At 71.7% G+C, this 18,541-nt stretch carries 13 protein-coding genes; 4 read left to right on the top strand and 9 right to left on the bottom strand.

All coding sequences use genetic code 11. The features are described 5' to 3' along the window. Positions 1-147 precede the first annotated feature (147 nt). Positions 148-2,781, top strand: a complete 2,634-nt coding sequence (gene ppdK, locus ACTMTF_RS09890) for a pyruvate, phosphate dikinase (RefSeq protein ID WP_441110325.1) — start codon at positions 148-150, stop codon at positions 2,779-2,781. Between the two features lies 1 nt (position 2,782). Here the strand turns inward: ppdK and ACTMTF_RS09885 are convergent, their stop codons facing one another. Further along, a complete protein-coding gene (locus tag ACTMTF_RS09885) occupies positions 2,783-4,288 on the bottom strand; it encodes a M48 family metalloprotease (RefSeq protein ID WP_397009609.1) in 1,506 nt (501 codons plus the stop codon). A gap of 80 nt (positions 4,289-4,368) precedes the next feature. Here ACTMTF_RS09885 and ACTMTF_RS09880 point away from each other — a divergent pair, with 80 nt between their 5' ends. Next, positions 4,369-5,589 (top strand): deoxyguanosinetriphosphate triphosphohydrolase, encoded by a 1,221-nt coding sequence (locus tag ACTMTF_RS09880; protein WP_441110324.1) that lies wholly within the window; start codon positions 4,369-4,371, stop codon positions 5,587-5,589. Positions 5,590-5,595: 6 nt separating this feature from the next. On the opposite strand, the gene ACTMTF_RS09875 is transcribed toward ACTMTF_RS09880, so the two are convergent. Then, positions 5,596-6,468, bottom strand: coding sequence for a peptidoglycan DD-metalloendopeptidase family protein (locus ACTMTF_RS09875; protein WP_441110633.1), 873 nt, complete (start codon positions 6,466-6,468; stop codon positions 5,596-5,598). 187 nt (positions 6,469-6,655) lie between these two features. On the opposite strand from ACTMTF_RS09875, the gene dnaG reads away from it, so the two are divergent. Both dnaG and rpoD read left to right on the top strand, forming a co-directional pair. Next, on the top strand, positions 6,656-8,497 hold the full coding sequence (gene dnaG, locus ACTMTF_RS09870; protein WP_441110323.1) for a DNA primase: 1,842 nt from the start codon (positions 6,656-6,658) through the stop codon (positions 8,495-8,497). A 364-nt stretch (positions 8,498-8,861) separates the two neighbouring features. Further along, complete coding sequence (rpoD, locus tag ACTMTF_RS09865; protein ID WP_397009615.1) at positions 8,862-9,965, top strand: RNA polymerase sigma factor RpoD; 1,104 nt, start codon at positions 8,862-8,864, stop codon at positions 9,963-9,965. A gap of 67 nt (positions 9,966-10,032) precedes the next feature. Here rpoD and ACTMTF_RS09860 read toward each other — a convergent pair whose 3' ends face one another. The 7 genes from ACTMTF_RS09860 to ACTMTF_RS09830 are packed head-to-tail and all read right to left on the bottom strand — an operon-like array spanning position 10,033 to position 18,392. After that, positions 10,033-10,845: a transporter substrate-binding domain-containing protein gene (locus ACTMTF_RS09860; protein WP_441110322.1), complete on the bottom strand. Its 813-nt coding sequence runs from the start codon at positions 10,843-10,845 to the stop codon at positions 10,033-10,035. Further along, positions 10,842-12,221 carry a hypothetical protein gene (locus ACTMTF_RS09855; RefSeq protein WP_441110321.1) on the bottom strand — a complete coding sequence of 460 codons (1,380 nt, stop codon included), beginning with the start codon at positions 12,219-12,221 and terminating at the stop codon, positions 10,842-10,844. Before ACTMTF_RS09855 ends, ACTMTF_RS09860 begins: the two co-directional genes overlap by 4 nt. Before the next feature lie 32 nt (positions 12,222-12,253). Further along, positions 12,254-12,904: an FHA domain-containing protein gene (locus ACTMTF_RS09850; protein ID WP_441110320.1), complete on the bottom strand. Its 651-nt coding sequence runs from the start codon at positions 12,902-12,904 to the stop codon at positions 12,254-12,256. After that, the gene (locus ACTMTF_RS09845; protein ID WP_441110319.1) at positions 12,904-14,193 is read right to left on the bottom strand and encodes a vWA domain-containing protein; all 1,290 of its coding nucleotides are present in this window, start codon (positions 14,191-14,193) and stop codon (positions 12,904-12,906) included. Before ACTMTF_RS09845 ends, ACTMTF_RS09850 begins: the two co-directional genes overlap by 1 nt. After that, positions 14,186-15,007 (bottom strand): PP2C family serine/threonine-protein phosphatase, encoded by an 822-nt coding sequence (locus tag ACTMTF_RS09840; protein WP_441110318.1) that lies wholly within the window; start codon positions 15,005-15,007, stop codon positions 14,186-14,188. Before ACTMTF_RS09840 ends, ACTMTF_RS09845 begins: the two co-directional genes overlap by 8 nt. Continuing rightward, positions 14,998-17,226: a tetratricopeptide repeat protein gene (locus tag ACTMTF_RS09835; RefSeq protein ID WP_441110317.1), complete on the bottom strand. Its 2,229-nt coding sequence runs from the start codon at positions 17,224-17,226 to the stop codon at positions 14,998-15,000. Before ACTMTF_RS09835 ends, ACTMTF_RS09840 begins: the two co-directional genes overlap by 10 nt. Then, positions 17,223-18,392, bottom strand: a complete 1,170-nt coding sequence (locus tag ACTMTF_RS09830) for a hypothetical protein (protein ID WP_441110316.1) — start codon at positions 18,390-18,392, stop codon at positions 17,223-17,225. The genes ACTMTF_RS09835 and ACTMTF_RS09830 overlap by 4 nt, the downstream gene beginning before the upstream one ends. Positions 18,393-18,541 lie beyond the last annotated feature (149 nt).

The raw sequence follows: 18,541 nt of genomic DNA, 5'->3' as shown, positions 1-18,541 counted from the left end.
AACCAATCTGGTAAGGAACCGAATAAAGATTGGATTAGACCTGTCTAGGAGGTTCTACCTGGGGAAACAGTGACTTAACCAATGAGTGCAGTTTCATCATCAATTCCGCCGGTAGAGTCCGGAACAGGAGCGTTGATTGGAGCTGTGGTGGCCAAGTATGTTTACGACTTCACCGAGGGCAACAGGAATCTCAAAGACCTGCTCGGCGGCAAAGGAGCCAACCTCGCCGAGATGACGAACCTCGGGCTGCCCGTTCCTCCCGGGTTCACGATCACCTCGGAGGCGTGCCGCCACTACCTGGCCGAGGGCGCCGCGCCCGACGCCCTGGAGCGGGAGGTCGCCGAGCATCTCGGCGCGCTCGAAGCGCGCATGGGCAGGCGGCTCGGCCAGGCAGACGACCCGCTGCTGGTCAGCGTGCGCTCCGGCGCCAAGTTCTCCATGCCGGGAATGATGGAGACCGTGCTCAACATCGGTCTCAACGACGAGTCCGTGCACGGCCTCGCCAAGCAGTCCGGCGGCAACGACCGCTTCGCCTGGGACTCCTACCGCCGGCTCATCCAGATGTTCGGCAAGACCGTGCTCGGCATCGACGGCGAGCTGTTCGAGCACGCGCTCGACACGCTCAAGAGTGACCGCCAGGACACCGACCTGGGCGCGGACGAGCTGCAGGCCCTGGTCGAGACGTTCAAGGGCATCGTGCGGGAGCAGACAGGCAAGGACTTCCCCGCCGACCCGCGCGAGCAGATGCGCCTGGCCGTCATGGCCGTCTTCGACTCCTGGAACGCTCCGCGCGCCATCCTGTACCGCCGCCAGGAGCGCATCCCCGCCGACCTCGGCACCGCCGTCAACATCGTGGCGATGGTCTTCGGCAACTGCGGCAACGACTCCGGCACCGGCGTCGCCTTCACCCGCGACCCAGGCACCGGCCAGCAGGGCGTCTACGGCGACTACCTGCAGAACGCCCAGGGCGAGGACGTGGTCGCGGGCATCCGCAACACGATCCCGCTGCAGGAGCTCGAACGCCTCGACAAGCGCTCCTACGACGAGCTGATGACGATCATGGAGACCCTGGAGAACCACTACCGGGACCTGTGCGACATCGAGTTCACCATCGAGCGCGGCAAGCTGTGGATGCTGCAGACCAGGGTCGGCAAGCGCACCGCCGCCGCCGCGTTCTGCATCGCCGTCCAGCTCGTCGACCAGGGCCACATCACCATGGACGAGGCCGTCACGCGGGTCACCGGCGACCAGCTCGCCATGCTCATGTTCCCGCGCTTCAACGGCGGCGCAGGCAAGCGCCGCATCGCCAAGGGCATGAACGCCTCACCCGGCGCCGCCGTGGGCAAGGCGGTCTTCTCCTCCGAGCGCGCGGTCGAGCTCGCCGGGCAGGGCGAGAACGTCATCCTGGTGCGCCGCGAGACCAACCCCGACGACCTGGTCGGCATGATCGCCGCCCAGGGCGTCCTGACCAGCCGCGGCGGCAAGACCTCGCACGCCGCCGTGGTCGCCCGCGGCATGGGCAAGACCTGCGTGTGCGGCGCGGAGGAGCTGGAGGTGTCGGTGTCCGAGCGCCGGTTCACCGCACCGGGCGGCGTGGTGGTCACCGAGGGCGAGGTGATCTCCATCGACGGCACCAGCGGCGAGGTCTACCTCGGCGAGGTGCCGGTGGTCGACTCCTCCGTGGTCGAGTACTTCGAGGGCGCCGAGCCCGGCGATGACCTGGTCAGGGCCGTGGACCGGATCATGCGGCACGCCGACGCGGCGCGCCGGCTGGGCGTGCGGGCCAACGCCGACACCCCCGAGGACGCGGCCAGGGCACGCCGGTTCGGCGCGGAGGGCATCGGGCTGTGCAGGACCGAGCACATGTTCCTGGGCGAGCGCAGGCAGCTCGTGGAGGACCTGGTGCTGGCCGAGGGCGACGAGGAGCGGCAGGCGGCGCTGGACGCCCTGGAACCCCTCCAGAAGGCCGACTTCGCCGGGATCTTCCAGGCGATGGACGGCCGGCCGGTGACGGTGCGGCTCATCGACCCGCCGCTGCACGAGTTCCTGCCCGACATCGTGGACCTGTCGGTCAAGGTCGCCACCGGCGAGGCCACGGACAAGGACCGCGTCCTGCTGGCCGCCGTCAGGAGACTGCACGAGCAGAACCCCATGCTCGGCCTGCGCGGGGTACGGCTCGGTCTGGTCATCCCCGGCCTGTTCGCCATGCAGGTACGCGCCATCGCCCAGGCCGCGCGGGAGGTGCCCGGCGCCCGGCCGGAGATCATGATCCCGCTCGTCGCCGCCGTGCAGGAGCTGGAGGCGGTCCGCGAGGAGGCCGTCGCCATCCTGGCGGAGGCGGGCGTGGGCGCCCTCGTCGGCACCATGATCGAGACGCCGCGCGCCGCGCTCACCGCCGGGCAGATCGCCGAGGCGGCCGAGTTCTTCTCCTTCGGCACCAACGACCTGACCCAGATGGTCTGGGGCTTCTCCCGCGACGACGTGGAGGCGTCGTTCTTCTCCCGCTACCTGGAGCTCGGCATCTTCGGCGTCTCCCCGTTCGAGACCCTCGACAGGGACGGCGTCGGCCGCCTGGTCGCCCTCGCGGTGGAGGACGGCCGCAGGTCCCGGCCGGACCTCAAGGTCGGCATCTGCGGCGAGCACGGCGGCGACCCTGACTCGGTGCACTTCTGCCACGACACCGGGCTCGACTACGTCTCCTGCTCGCCGTTCCGCATCCCGGTGGCCCGGCTGGAGGCGGGCCGCGCCGCGCTGAGCGACTGCGAGTCCGACACCCGCTGAGCTATCCGGCCGCCTGCTGCTGTGCCGGCTCGGCCTCGGCCGGCACGTAGTCATGGCGTACGCCCAGGTCGCCCAGCCACGCGCGAAGGCCGGCGACGGCGGCCGGGCCGGTCGCGACCTGGGCCGCGTACTCCGCCAGCGCGACCTCCTCCCCGTCGTCGTACACCAGCCGGGCCGGGCCCGACCAGGACAGCTCCCACCGGGCCTGGCCGTGCTTGATCAGCACCGCCTCCAGCGCCTGCCCCAGCACCTTGGCCAGCACCGGCTCGGCGGGACCCCAGCCCAGCTCCTTGAGCCGCTCCTCCAGCTCGCCCTGCAAGCCCCTGGCGATCGCCTCGAACGCCGCGTCCAGGTAGGGCTTGCTCGCCCCCATCACCCGCTGGCCCGCCACCGCCAGGTCGTACAGCGCATGGGCGTTGCGGGCGCTGTAGACGCCCTCTGCGACGAGCTCCTCCCAGGAGGCCGCCCGCAGTCCGGTCAGGGCCTCCGGCGTCCACATCGACTGCTCGACGGCGTGCGCGGCCACGTTGGCGTCCTGCAGCAGTGTCAGCGCCGAGCGCGGGTCCGGCACGTGCTCGGGCTCGGGCAGCAGCTCGATCGCCGCCAGCCGGTCGGCCAGGCTCGGATGCGAGTCGTACGGCGAGGTCTCCTCGGGCCGCTCACCCAGCCGCACCAGCTCCGCCTGCCGGGCCGTGTCGTTCAGCATCGAGTGGAAGCCGCCGAACACCGCCGCCGGGCGGTAGCCGCCCGCGCCGGTCAGCGAGAGGTACGTCTCGGTGTAGAGGTCCCAGGCCGTCGCCGTGTAGTGGATCTTGCGCAGCGCCTGGCCCATGGCCTGCCGGCCGCCGATCTGGACCGCGAACTCGTCGGCCTCCAGCTCCTGCTTGCGCGAGACGGCCTGCGAGACCCGCAGGTAGAGCTTGGCGTACGCGGCGAACACGCGCTGGATGAACCGGTGCCTGTGCAGGTTGCGGACGGTCGCGAGGAGCGAGACCCGGCCCCGGTAGACCGGGGCGCCCAGGCGGGTGTGCGCGCCGCTGTAGTGGCCCAGCTCGTGCCCGAGCACCGCCCGCATCTCGTCCACCGTCAGCGTCTGCAGCAGCGGCATCCCGATGTACATCCGCCGCCTGGTCGCCACCAGCCCCAGCAGGCGGGTGTCCTCCCCGACCGCCGCGTTCACCTCCGGCACCAGCCGGATCTCGTCCGGCGGGGCCGTACGCACCCGCCGGGCCAGATCCTCCACGGTCTGCCAGAGCACCGGCTCGTGCTCGCGGCCGACCAGCACTCCCGGCTGCTCGCCGCCGCTGCGGCGGCTCACCATCACCAGGGTCCGGACGAGCGCCGCCGCGGCGAGCGTGAGGATGATCGCACCCCGCAGGAGGTTGCCGTGGAAGTCGACGATCAGCAGCACGTCGAGGACGACGGCCACCGCCACGACGACGCCGACCAGCACGTAGAAGCCGGTGAGCAGGGCGAAGGCCAGCAGAGCGCGCAAAGCGGTGGTCATAGAGGAGGGCTCCCGGGGAAGGGGTTCTCGCGAGGCTCGACACTAGCGGAGACCGGAAACCGGATAAAATCGCTGAACTTATGATCGGCTACGACGAGCACGACCAGGAGCGGTGGGTTCCTGAGCCCCCCGGCAATCCGGAGCGCAGCGCGTTCGAGCGCGACCGCGCCCGCGTTCTGCACAGCGCCGCCCTGCGCAGGCTGGCGGCGAAGACGCAGGTGGTGGGGCCGGGCGAGTCTCCCGGCGGCGGCCAGCACATCCCGCGCACCCGGCTGACGCACTCACTGGAGTGCGCCCAGGTCGGCAGGGAGATGGGGGCCACGCTCGGCGTCGATCCCGACCTGGTCGAGACCGCCTGCCTGGCGCACGACCTCGGCCACCCGCCGTTCGGCCACAACGGGGAGGTGGCGCTCAACGCGCTGTCGGCCTCCTGCGGCGGGTTCGAGGGCAACGCGCAGAGCCTGCGGCTGCTCACCAGGCTCGAGGCCAAGGTGCTCACCGGCGACGGCCGCAGCGCGGGGCTCAACCTGACGCGGGCCGCCCTGGACGCCTCGATCAAATACCCCTGGACGTGTGACCGGTCGGCGAAGTTCGGCGTCTACGACGATGATCTGCCGGTCTTCGCCTGGATCAGGGACGGCGCGCCGGACGGCCGGGTCAGCTTCGAGGCGCAGATCATGGACTGGGCCGACGACGTCGCCTACTCGGTGCACGACCTGGAGGACGCGCTGCACTCCGGTCACGTCACCCCGGAGGCGCTGCGGTCACCCGCCGAGCGGGCGCAGGTCTGCCGGATCGCCCGCACCTGGTACGCCCCCGACGCCGACCCGGTGGAGCTGGAGGAGGTGTTCGCCAAGCTGGTCGCCGACCCGCTCTGGCCGCGCCGCTTCGACGCCACCCTCGCCGACCTGGCCGGGCTCAAGGCCCTCACCAGCGGCCTGATCGGCCGCTTCTGCCGCGCCGCGCAGACCGCCACCCTGGACGCCTACGGCCCGCGCCACCGCGTCGACCTGCTGGTGCCCAACGAGACATTGCTGGAGTGCGCGCTGCTCAAGGGCGTCACCGCCCACTATGTGATGACCACCGAGGACCACCACGCCAAGCAGGCCAGGCAGCGCGACCTCATCACCGAGCTGGCCTCCCTGATCACCCTCGGCGCGCCCGGCACGCTGGAGCCGGCCTTCCGCCCGGACTTCCTGGGGGCGTCCGGCGACGCCGCCAGGGTCCGGGTCGTCATCGACCAGATCGCCTCGCTCACCGACACCTCGGCCGTGGCCTGGCACCAGCGCCTGTCGCGGTGACCGGCGTCAGGAGAACCCCGTCGGGTTGAGCGTGAACGGCTCGTCGTCCTTGTCCGCCTGCTTGGTCTTGCGCGGGGTCGGGGCCTTCTTCGACGCGCACAGCACGGTGCAGCGCGGCGTCTCGCCGACCCTGCCGCGCAGCGCCAGCGTCTCCTCCCTGGGCGAGAGCGTCGGGTTGCCCGACAGCCAGGCGTCCAGATAGTCCCAGGGCTTGACCATGCCCCTGCGCACCCACCACAGCGACGGGCCGGTCTTCCAGGAGATCGCGAAGTAGAGGTTGGGCGCGGTGGCGCGGGCGTTGCCGGTGTTGCCGATCCGCCCCAGCAGCCGGCCGGCCGACACGCGCAGGCCCGGCCGGATCCCGTCGGCGACGCTGTCGAGGTGGCCGCCGAGGTAGCGGACGCCGTCGTCGCCGATGATGGTGACGAACCGGCCCTCGCGGTGGGCGCCGGAGTCGGTGGACGGCAGCCACCGGTTCTGGGTGTTGACCTCGTCGACGACGCCGCCGACCGGCGCCACGAACGCGCACCCCTTGGCCGCCCAGATGGTCGTCTTCGGCAGCACCAGCAGCTTGCTCTGGTAGGTGACCTTGCAGCCCTCGACGGGGAAGACGTAGGTGTACTTCGACAGCTTGGGCGGCGGCACCCTGACCGGGTCGTCGCCCTCGGGGGCGCGCACGGCCGCCTGGTTGGACGGGGACGGCAACGGGATGGTCGCGGTCACGGCGGGAGAGGCCGTCCTCTTCTCCGTGCCGGACGCGGGCGCGGACGCCGGGGACTGCGCGCTGACTCCGGCGATGCCGGTCGCCGTGCTGCAGGAGGCCGTCAGCAGCACGACGCCCGTCACCGCCGCCCACCTCACGCCCAGCCCCGCTCGCATGATCTCCACCCGCGTCACCGTATCCGAGGACAACCTTTACCTTTGTAGCCGACGGGGACCGTTCCCATAACAGCTTTCCGCGTATCGGGGTGATGGCGTCACCACAGGTGTCCGGCCCGTCACGGAGGTCACAGCATTCTCTCACCGGGGTGAGAGTCTGTCGGAGGCGCGCAATAGACTCACCGGCGTGGCTGGCCGGATCCGTGATGTCGACATCGCGCTCGTACGCGAGCGCTCCCCCATCGCCGACGTGATCGGCGAGCACATCCAGTTGCGTAACGCGGGCGGTGGCAACCTCAAGGGGCTGTGCCCGTTCCACGACGAGAAGAGTCCGTCGTTCAACGTCACCCCCGAGCGGGGGATGTACTTCTGCTTCGGCTGCTCCGAGGGCGGCGACGTCATCACCTTCGTCGAGAAGATCGAGCACCTGCCGTTCAGCGAGGCCGTCGAGCGGCTCGCCCAGCGGGCCGGCATCCAGCTGCAGTTCGAGCAGGGCGGCTATGCTCCGCGGCGCGACCACGGCGAGCGGGCCAGGCTGATCGAGGCGCACCGGGCCGCCGCCGAGTTCTACGCCGACAAGCTGCTCGCCCCCGACGCCGCGCCCGGACGGCGGTTCCTGTCGGAGCGGGGCTTCGAGCGGGCCGACGCCGAGACGTTCGGGGTCGGCTACGCGCCCAACGAATGGGAGGCGCTGGCCCGCCACCTGATGGGGCGCGGCTTCACCGCCGACGAGATCGTCAAGGGCGGGCTGGCCAAGCAGGGGCGGCGCGGGCCGATCGACCGGTTCCGCGGCCGGCTCATCTGGCCGATCAGGGACGCCACCGGAGACGTGATCGGCTTCGGCGCCCGCAAGCTGCTCGACTCCGACGACGGCCCCAAATACCTCAACACCCCCGACTCGCCGCTCTACAAGAAGAGCCAGGTCCTCTACGGCATCGACCTGGCCAAGCGGGAGATCTCCAAGCGCGCCCAGGCGGTCATCGTCGAGGGCTACACCGACGTGATGGCCTGCCATCTGGCGGGGGTGCCCACCGCGGTCGCCACCTGCGGCACCTCCTTCGGCGAGGAGCACATCAAGATCCTGCGCCGCTTCCTGCTCGACCAGGCCGAGTTCCGCGGCGAGGTGGTCTTCACCTTCGACGGCGACGCCGCCGGCCAGAAGGCGGCGCTGCGGGCCTTCGCCGACGAGCAGAAGTTCGTCACCCAGACCTACGTCGCCATCCAGGCCGACGGGCTCGACCCCTGCGACCTGCGCGTCAAGCAGGGCGACGCCGCCGTCCGCGACCTCATCGCCAGCCGCGAGCCGCTGTTCCAGTTCGCCATCCGCAGCACCATCGCCCGCTACGACCTGCGCAGCAACGAAGGCAAGATCGCCGCCCTGGACGCCGCCGCGCCCATCGTGGCCGCCATCAAGGACCCCGGCCTGCGCAAGCGCTACGCCATCGACCTCGACCGGTGGCTCGGGTTCATGGACGAGCGGTTCGTCATCCAGCGCATCGGCGACGTCGCCCGCGCCCAGCAGGGCCGCCCTCAGCGCACCGCCAGGCTCGCGCCCGTCGACCCGCACGTACGCGTCGAGGCCGAGCTGCTCAAGCTCGCCGTGCAGCGGCCCGCGCTGCTCGGCCCCCGCTTCGACGCGCTCGACCCGCAGGCGTTCACCGCCCCCGACCACGTCGTCCTGCACCACGTCCTCACCGCCGCCGGCGGCCTGGCCGCGGCCGGGCACGGCGGGCGCGAATGGGTGGACCTGCTGCTGGCGCACTCCCACGAGGAGGGCGCCCGCGCGCTGGTCACCCGGTTCGCGGTGGAGGCGATCCAGGTCGAGCCGGGCGCCGAGGAGCGCTACGCCGGCGCCATGCTGGCCGCCCTGGAGGCCGTGGCGGTCGACCGGGCGATCGCCCAGGTCAAGTCCCGCATGCAGCGCCTCAATCCGGTGGACGAGCAGCAGGACTACAACAAGCTGTTCGGCGAGTTGGTGGCGCTGGAGCAGCAGCGCCGCGTGCTCCGCGACCGCGCCGCCGGAAGCTGACCCGGCCTTACCGAATGAATGTGCGTCCCGGCGCGGCGAAGATCGGGGAAAAGTCCACTCAGCCGCCCGGAAGCGGACGGAGTGGCCGAACTCATCGGCAATTCCGGCGCCGCGAACGCCCTGATGGGACGGCCTCCGGCAGGGGTGCAGAGGCGTCCGGCGGGCGACATCAATCCAGAGCGCGTAATTGACTTTACTTTCCTGATCAAACTCCGGCTAAACATTGAAGTGATCTCAATTCGGTAAGGGTGGTCGCCTTACCTTCTGTACCAAAAATGGGTCTGCCATTTTATGGAACCAATACTGCAGACTGTCTCCCGTGGGTGCATCGGTGCTGCCAAGTGGACCGCCATCCGTTGATCAGGTGGCGGACCTCGTCGCAAAGGGAAGGGAGCGCGGAAGCGTAACCGTCGATGACGTCGCAGCCGCGCTCGACCGATCCGAGCTGCCGTCCGACGCGCTGGAACGCGTCGTGCGGATGCTCGCCGAGAACGGCGTGGAGGTGCTCGAGCCTCAGGGCGACGAGGAGCCTGCCCGCGCCGATGAGGAAGACGTAGGCAAGCGGGCGCCGACCAGTGATCTGGTCCGGATCTACCTGCGGGAGATCGGCCGTGTGCCGCTGCTGACAGCCGAAGAGGAGGTGGAGCTCGCCAAGTCGATCGAAGCCGGCCTGTTCGCCGAGGACAAGCTCGGCAACGGAGTCTCCCGGCTGGCCTTCCCTGAGTTCAGGGAGCTCGTCTGGCAGGGCACCCGGGCCAAACAGCGCCTCATCGAGGCGAACCTGAGGCTCGTGGTGTCGATCGCCAAACGGTACGTGGGCCGCGGCATGCTGTTCCTGGACCTGATCCAGGAGGGCAATCTCGGCCTGATCCGCGCGGTGGAGAAGTTCGACTACACCAAGGGTTACAAGTTCTCCACCTACGCCACCTGGTGGATCCGCCAGGCGATCACCCGGGCGATCGCCGACCAGGCGCGGACCATCCGCATCCCGGTGCACATGGTGGAGACCATCAACAAGCTCGTCAGGGTGCAGCGGCAACTCCACCAGGATCTCGGCCGGGAGCCGATCCCGGAGGAGATCGCCATGGAGATGGACCTTCCCGTCGATCGGGTGGTGGAGATCCAGCGCATCGCGCAGGAGCCGGTGTCGCTGCAGTCACCGATCGGTGAGGAGGACTCCGACCTCGGGGACTTCATCGAGGACGCCGACGCTGTCGTGCCCATGGAGGCGGCCGCCTTCATCATGTTGCAGGATCAGCTCGACGACATCCTGGCGACACTGTCGGACCGCGAGCAGCGCATCATCCAGCTCCGCTTCGGCCTGGCCGACGGCCATCCGCACACGCTGGAGGAGGTGGGCAGGGAGTTCGGCGTCACCAGAGAGCGCATCCGGCAGATCGAGTCGAAGACCCTGGCCAAGCTCCGGCACCCGACCAGGGCCCAGATGCTGCGCGACTATCTGGACTGAGAGGGGTCACGACGGCGGGCCGGGGAGCATGGCTCCCCGGCCCGCCGTCGTCCCGGAGTGAGCCCTCTCAGACGCAGCCCTCGAACTGCGGTACGGCCACCGTGTCGATGCGCAGGCCCGTGGCGCCGAACCACTTCTCCAGCAGCTTGGCGGCCGTGCCGTCCTGGTACATACCGGTGATCACCCGGTTGACCTCCTCGCAGCCCGCCACGTCGCCCAGGCGCATGCCCACGCCGGTGCGCTGCTCGTTGAACTGGGCGTTGACCAGCCGCATCCCGCCGCCGTCCTGCTTGGCCAGGCCGGCCAGGATGATGTCGTTGGTGGTGATCGCGTCCACCTGGTCCGCCTTCAGCGCCGCCAGGCAGGCCTTGTAGTCCTTGAACGGCAGCACCCGCGCGGCCACCTTGCGCTCCTCCAGCACCCGCGAGGCCGCGTTGGACCCCTGCACCTCGCAGATCCGGCGATCCCGCAGATCGCGCACGTTGCGGATGGCCGTCTCTCCTGGCCGTACCAGAATGTCCTGGTAGGAGATGTGGTACGGCCCGGCGAACAGCACCCGCGCCTTGCGGTCCTGGCTGATCGTGTACGTGGCCACGACCAGGTCGGCCTTGCCCTCGACGAGGACGCGCTCCCGGTCGGAGGCCAGCACGGGGATGAACTCGGCCTGTTTGCCGAGCTTGTCGGCGATGTAGCCGGCGACGTCGACGTCGTAGCCCTCGAAGGCGCCGTCGGCAGTGCGGAAGCCCACCGACGGCAGGTCGGGGCGGACGCCGATGACGATGCGGTCCTTGTCCACGACGGACTCGGGGGCGCCGGCGCCGCAGGAGGCGGCGAGCAGCGCCACCAGGGCCGCCAGCGCCGCCGTCAGCAGCCGCTTCATCTGTACTCCCTCAGTCGTGGCCACACCCCGGCGACGAGGAGCAGGCCGATGCCGCCCATCGCGTACGGGAGCAGCCGCCACAGATCGCCGAGCGCGCTCTCGCCCTGGCCGACGGCTCGCTGGAAGACCGCCTGGTGCCGGTCGGCGAGTGCCGTCAGCTCCTTGTCGTAGGCGTCGAACGCCTCCCGCACCGGCCCCAGCCGGGCGGCGACGGCCTCGTCGGTCCGGCCGGCGGCCACCAGGTCGCGGAAGGTCCGGTCGGCCGCCTGGAAGCGGGTGTAGGCGTCCAGCGCGGGGCGGCCGGTGCCGGTGCTGAGCCGCAGGCCCAGCATGCCGAGGTAGTCGTCGGAGCCCCGCGCCACCTGGGCGTGGTAGGTCTCCAGGTTGCCCGCCTCGCGGTAGAGCACCTTCTGCGACTTGTCGAGGTAGGTGTGCTCGTAGGTGTCGGCCCGCTCCTTGTCCAGCAGGAAGCGGCTCTGGTCGCCCTGCATGCTGTTGCCGATGGCGCGGGCCTTGGCCAGCGTGACGATGGAGTCGAACCCGTCGGACTTGGCGGTCTCCAGATGATCGAGATCCTGCCTGAGCACGTTCCCGCCGAAGGCGAGCGTGGCCAGGGTCAGCACGGTCGCGGCCACCAGCGCGGGCCCGAACACGCGGCGGAAGTGCCTGGTCAGGTAGACCTGCAGCCGCAGCAGGCAGACCAGCGCCAGCAGGCCGGCCGCCACCACGGCCCACCGCAGGGCGGGCAGCATGACGGTCTTGTCGTCGTAGGTGCGGCGCACGATCGTGCCGCTCTCCAGCGTCAGGTTGTACGCCTGCGGCAGCAGCACCAGCCGCATCAGGTCGGTGGCCTCCCGGTAGACCGCCACCACCTCGGCGGGCGGTGGCCCGGCGGGGTGGCCGGACTGGGAGTCGAGCAGCAGGGCCCGCGCCGCCAGCTGCTCGTAGCGGCCGAGGCCGTCGAGCACCGACTCGATGGTGCGGCGCTCGGCCTGGTCGGTCCCGGCCAGCTCGAACGCCTTGAGCAGCGCCCGGTTGGCCATGGCGCGCTGCTGCTCGTACCGGGTGAGGGCGGCCTGGCGGCGGGATTCGTTCGCCTGACCCATCACGAGCACGTCGGCGAGTTGCGAGTCCATGTCGCTCAGCCCGAAGTAGAGCCCGGCGGTGGCGACGACCTGCGGGCCGGCGTCGCGGCCGATGACCCGCATGCCGTCGCCGGCGACGGCGGCGCCGGCCGCGACGGCCGCGAAGAGCAGCGCCAGCGCGGCCGCCGTGACGCCCGTGAGCAACCTGATCCGGCCGGGCACGCCGCTCCGGGCGGGCAGCGCCCGCGAAGGCGGCGGCTGTGGCGCGGGTGGTGCCGGTGGTGGTGGCATGGGAGGCGCTGCCGGCTGAACCTGTGTCACGGTCAAGGCGTCCCCTCCCTGACGGTGATGACCGTCCAGGCGCCCACGTGGATGCGGTCGCCGACGCCGACGGTGACGGGCGTGTTGACGGCGACGGGCTTGCCGTTGACCCGGGTGCCGTTGGAGGATCCCGGGTCGACGAGCATCCAGGAGCCGCCCGGCTGCGCGATCAGCACGGCGTGCAGGTGCGACACGCCCGGGTCGGACGGCGGGCCGGACAGGTCGATGTCCGGCTGGAGGTCACGGCCCCGGCTGCGCCGTCCGATGCGCACCTGCTCGGCCTCCAGGGGGAAGGAGCGTTCCGGGCAGTACGGCGGGAAGGCGATGGCGTCGGCGTCCGGACCGCCCTCGGCGATCACCTGCTCGTAGTAGCCGCGGTCGGCGGCGGTGACCGCCTCCCAGCGGGCGCCGGCCGCCGGCAGGTGCGCCGGGGCGCCCGAGCCGTCGAAGGCGTGGCCGCACACCTCGCAGAACTGCCCGGCACGCGGCGTCTGACAGATGGGGCAGCTCTCGGCGCCCGTCCGCTCGGCGCCCGTCCGCTCGGCGGCCGGCTGCGGCTCGGGCGCCGCAGGGGCGGCTCCGGCGATCTGCGCGCCGCACACGTCACAGTAGTCGTCGCTGCCCGACGCGTGGCCCTGAGGGCAGGTCGCCATCAGCTGCCCTCCCCGCTCTTACGCAGCCTGCTGGTACGGACCGAGCCGGTGTCGAGCTCGATCTCGTCGGCCTTGTCGACCTGGCCGCGCAGCCGGGCGGTGCCGCTGACCGGGTCGACCTCGACGACCTTGTCCAGGAGCCTGGCGGTGTCCTCGCGGCCGGAGTCGGTGGCGATCTGCCTGGCCTTGGCCAGCCGGGCGGTGGCCGTCCGCTCGTCTCCGGCCGCGCGGGCGCCGAGCCCGTCCTGGATCAGCTCGTGCAGCTCGGCCTGGCCGGTGTAGTGGGCGACCTTGACGTTGATCTGGGTGGACTGGGCCAGGTCGTCGGTCCACTGGGCGAGCACGTTGCCGCTGGCGTAGACGTCCTGGGTGTCGGGCCGTACCAGCTTCACCCAGGCCGCGCGGATCTCCTGGCCGAGCCGGCCGGGCGGGACCTCCACGCACAGCTGGTACTCACGCTCCTCCGCGCCCCACGATCCGGTGGGGTAGTCGCCGGTCAGCGGGTTGACGTCGACCCGTTTGCCGGTCAGGTCGAGCAGGGTGGGGGAGACCTGCTTGACGAACTTGAGCGTGGCCGCCTGCGGCACCCACACGCGCAGGGACAGGTCGGCCAGGGTCTTGCTCATCGAGGTCTGGGTGATCCGGCGGAAGAACTCGGCCAGCTCGTTCTGGTTCCGGACGTCCTGGAAGGTGCCGAGCAGCGCGTCGGCCACCTTGCGGAGCTGGGCGGGCACCCAGTCGGTGCCGACGCCGAGGCTGTCGCAGACGAACTTGCCGCTCCAGGCGGCCAGCACGGCGTCGAACACCTCGTCGCGCTCGTTGTTCTGGCCGTCGGTCATCAGGATGGCGTGCCGGATCGCGTCCGGGTGCGCCGACAGCAGGTTGCCGGCGAGCTTGATCCACTCGCCCATCCCGGTGCCGCCGTGCGCGCTCAGCTTGGCGACGGCCCGCTGCGCCTCCGCCCGGGTGGCCGGAGTGGCGCGTACGAGTCCCTCGCCGCGCGGGTAGACGACCTTGGCCCCGCTGGTCCCGGAGATCACCGCGAAGAAGACGCCGTCGCGCAGGGTGTCCACGGCCGTGGCGGCGGCCAGCCTGGCGTCGCGGATCTTGCTGCCGCTCATCGAGCCGGACGTGTCGACGATGATGACCTCGGCGGCCTCGGCAGGAACGGAGGTCGCCAGGGCGTCACCGGTGGAGGAGACCGTGAGCACGGCGTGCACCTCCCGCCCGCCGGTGGGAAGGTACTTGTTCTGGTCGATCTGTAGCGTGAAGGTGGGCTGGTCACCCATGCAGGCCTCCTAGGGGGATCACGACGATGGTCACGTTGTCCTGGCCGCCGGAGTCGAGTGCGTGGCGCAGCATCTGGCGGGCCTGTTCGAGCGGGGTGCCGGAAGCGGGGAAGCGGTAGCCGTTCAGGTAGCGCCACAGGCCGTCGCTGCAGATGAGCAGCGACCCCGGCCCAGGCGGGACGAAGGTGCGGACGCGGGGGACCGCGTCGGCGTAGTCGGCGCCGAGCCAGGCGGTGATCTCACCCGTGGGGACGGCGTCGTCCTCGGTCAGCGGCGTGCCGCCGGGCAGCCAGTAGGCGCGGCTGTCACCGGCCCAGCAGAGCGTCACTCGTCCCGGCTCGGCCACCGCGGCCACGTAGGTGCAGGCGGGGGCGTCGTCCTCGGAGGCGGCCAGCTTGACGACCGCCTGCTTGGCCAGCGTGAACGCCTCCTCGTGCGGCAGGCCGCGCGCCAGGGCGGCGGCGGCCGTCTCCACCGCGACGGCGGACGCCTCGTCGGCCCTCGGCGAGCTCCCCACCCCGTCACAGACGACCGCCACGACCGCCCCACCGGCGAGCAGGGCCATCGCGTCCTCGTTGCGGGCGCGGCGCAGTCCTCTGTCGGTCACGCCCGCCGCGCCGCCGGGGAGCTCCAGCTCCGCGTGGTCCCTACCGGTGGGCTGGCGCAAACCGCAGCGCTCGCAGTAGCCCTCGGCGTCCACGGCGGGCGCGCCGCAGGCCGTACAGGAAGGAGCGGAGAGCCGGTGGCCGCACGCCTCGCAGTAGGCGTCGCCCGCCGTCACCGGGGCGTCGCAGACGGGGCAGCTCACAGCCACGTCCGGGGACGTACCTCGTTGGCCCGGTCGACCAGGGTGTGGCGCTCCTGACGGGAGGGCGCGGCGGCGGCCAGCCCGCGGTAGATCTCCTCCAGCCTGCGGCGGACGCCCCGCTCGGTGAACGGCGCGCCGGCCAGGCGCAGCCCCGCAGGCGGCGCGGTGCTGCCGAGCAGGGCCAGGCCGGCGCGCAGCACCTCGGCGGTGAGGTGCTCGCGGCGGCGCGGGTCGAGGTCGGCGAGCTGCTCCAGCCTCGTCACGGCGGCCGCCAGGTCGCCGTGACCGAGCCGCGTGGGGTCGGGACCCCTGGAGGTGGCGGCGACGAGCGCGACCTGGGCCGCCACCCGGTGGCTGGAGGTGACGGGCACCTCGTCGAGCGCCCCCGGCAGGCCGTTCCTGGCCAGCCCGAAGGCGGCGCTGACATAGCCGTGGTCGGTCCGCCACACGCTCTCGTACCAGCGCACCGGATCCTGGCCGGCGCATTCGAGGGCGAAGGCCAGGCCCAGCCGGGGCGCGAGCTCGCCGGGCAGCAGCGACACGCAGGCGTCGAACATCCGCACGGCCTGCGACGGGTCGCCCAGGCCGAGCGCGGCCACCGCGCGGTACCAGGTGACGCGCCAGTCGCCGGGCAGCAGCCGGTCCAGCTCGTCCAGCACCTCCGACGCCTCGGGCGAGCCCTCCTCGACGAGCAGCCTGGCCAGCGTGAAACGGGTCTCCGGGGTGGGTGCCATGGCCCGTACCTCGGTCAGCAGCTCGCTGGGATGGCGGCCCGCCAGGCCGGCGAGCTGACCCGCGGCCGGGTCCTCCGGGTTGGCCAGCGGCACGGGCAGCGCGGCCACCGCGTCCAGCGCGCGCAGGTCGTCGAACACCTGGTCGTCGGCGGCGGCCAGCGCCGTTCCCACCGGCGCCCGCTCGGGCCCGAACAGCGTGGACGCGGCCGGGTACGGCACGCCGTCGGCGGCGGCGCTGATCTCGCGCAGCACGCCGACGAGCTGCTCCTCCATCTCCCTGGCGTCGGCGAACCGGTCGGCGGGGTCCGGCGCGGTCGCCCGGCGCAGCAACCGGGCGAACGACTCGTGCCCGCAGTCGTCGGGCAGCGGTGAGGCCACGCCGCCCCTGGCCGGGCTGAAGGACGGGATGGCCAGCACCGCGAGCGTCCTGGCCACCGTGTAGAGGTCGGACCGCACCGACGCGGGCTGGGTGTCCAGCTCCGGGGCGTGGTAGCCGACGGTGACCCAGGAGGAGCCGGCGGGGGAGCCGATGCGCTGTACGGCGCCGAGGTCGATGAGCATGAGGCGCTTGCCGACCCGGATCACGTTGGCCGGTTTGAGGTCGCAGTAGACCAGGCCCTGTTCGTGCAGGTAGCCGAACGCGCGCAGGATCTCGCGCCCGTACATGAGGGTCTCGCGCAGCGGTAAGGGGCCCTGGCGGCGCAGCTCGTGCAGGGACTGGCCGCCGACGTACTCCATGACGATGTAGCCGAGGCCGGCCGAGCGCTGGAAGTTGAAGATCTTGACGATGTTGTGGTGGTCGACCTCGGTCAGGAACCTGCGCTCGGCCTCGGCGGCGGCCAGCGCTTCGGGGTCGCCGGTGTTGAGCAGGCCCTTGAGCACCACCCAGCGGCCGTTGAGGTTCTCGTCCGCGGCCAGGTAGATCCAGCCGAGCCCGCCGTGCGCCAGGCAGCCCAGCACCCGGTACTGGCCCGCCACCAGGTCGCCCTTGGCGAGCTTGGGGGTGAAGGAGAAGGGGGTGCGGCAGTGCGGGCAGAACCCGTCGCCGCGGCCCGGCTGCCCGTCCCGCGAGCGCCCGACGGGCTTGCCGCAGGACAGGTTGGCGCAGAACCGCTTCTCCTCGGACACCTGCGGGTCGGACAGCACCGCGTCGGCCGGATTCCGGTAGGGCGCCGACGGCAGGTCGGCGAGCTCGGCGAGCATGCCGGCCCGCGACCGGCCGCTGCTCGCCGGTGAGGTCACGCCCCTGCTCACGGGCGCGGTCACGCCGCTGTTCACGGAACCGGACGGGGTGGCGGCGGGGGCGGCGGGGGCGGCCGCCGGTGCGGCGCCGGCCGCGTGCCCGCACCGGTCGCAGTACCCGTCCTCGATCATGCCGGAACAGCCGGGCTGTGAGCAGGTGCTCAGCGACGGGCCGGCCGCGTGCCCGCACTGGTCGCAGTACCCGTCCTCGATCGTGCCCGTACAGCCGGGCTGCGAGCAGGGCGTCATCGGCCACCTCCGTGGATCGCGCGCTTGTACAGATCGACGGCCGAGGCCGCCTTGGTCAGATCGCAGGGGGCGGTCCACAGCAGCGCCCGCGCCTGCGCGTAGAGCCGGACGGCCTCGGGGTCCTCGGCCGTGCCGAGGCGTGCCGCCTTGGCCTGGGAGGCGACGAGCAGCCCGCGCAGCTCGTCACGCCTGGCGATCAGGCCGAACAGCGCCTTCGCGGTGGTCAGGGCCTGCTGGGCGGCCTCCTGGACGCGCTGTTCGAGCGCGGCGAGCCGTTTGGAGCGCGCCAGCCAGGAGTCGGCCGCGGCGTCCAGCGCGTCGAGCTCGCCGGCCAGCTCGCCGACCCGGCTGCGCGGCTGTGCCTGGGGCGGCAGGGCGATCTTGACCACGACCGCGCCGTGCGCCAGCCGGGCCTCGCTCTCGGCCGCGCGCACCTGATCGAGGGCGGCGCCGAGGTTCTCGCGCCGCCTGCCGTACTCGTCCCTGACGGCCAGGGCCTGCTCCAGGTCGGCCTGGCTGTCGGCGAGGAAGCGGGCGATCGGGTCGAGCTCCTGCTTGGCGGCGCCCGCGTCGAGCGGGTCCTCCAGGACGGCGGCGCGCAGGCGTCTCAGGTCGGCGCGCGTACGGGCCAGATCGGCGGTCTCACCCAGACGGAGCAGGAGGGCGTCCACCTTGCGCAGGGCGTTGTCGGCCGCGTCGAGCCGGGGCAGCAGGGCGGTCCAGGTGGAGTCGATCTCCGTGAGCGCGTCGGTGGCGGTCTGGAAGGCGGCGTCCATCCGCATGACGGTCTCGTCGAGGGTGAGCCGCTCGTCCGGCTGGGGTAACAGTGAGCGCTGCTCGACCGGCCGGCGCGGCGCCCTGACCACGACCGAGGGCCCGGCCAGCAGCTCGGTGAGCGCGGCGAGCTGATCGCCGCCGAGCCGGGCGCGTCCGGCCCTGATCCGCTCGGCCTGGCGCAGCACCTCGCGGTAGGCGTCGTTGAGCGACCACATGGTGGCCAGCGCCGCCTGCGCCCGGTCCCAGCGCTGCCGCGTCCGGCCGCGTAACTGCGCGTCCTTCAGTAATCGGTAGGTGGTGTGCGACTCCAGGTCGAGCAGGTCACCGGAGATGCGGTCACGCTCGGCGGCTCTGGCGCTGAGCGCGAACTCGGCCGCTTCCCTGCTCATCGGTGGTCCCAGACTGATCACGCTCCCCGTGCAGCAGTCCCCCGCTGCCCGTGTCAACGGGAGGACCGACCGGTTGGTTCCAAAAGAGTAGGGGAACCCCTGACTTGTCCCTGATTGAACCCTGTCTTACCTGCAGAACACTTAAATGA

This window comes from Nonomuraea sp. ZG12 (assembly GCF_052068115.1).
Lineage (GTDB): Bacteria > Actinomycetota > Actinomycetes > Streptosporangiales > Streptosporangiaceae > Nonomuraea.
This window is presented reverse-complemented; position numbering and strand designations above follow the sequence as displayed.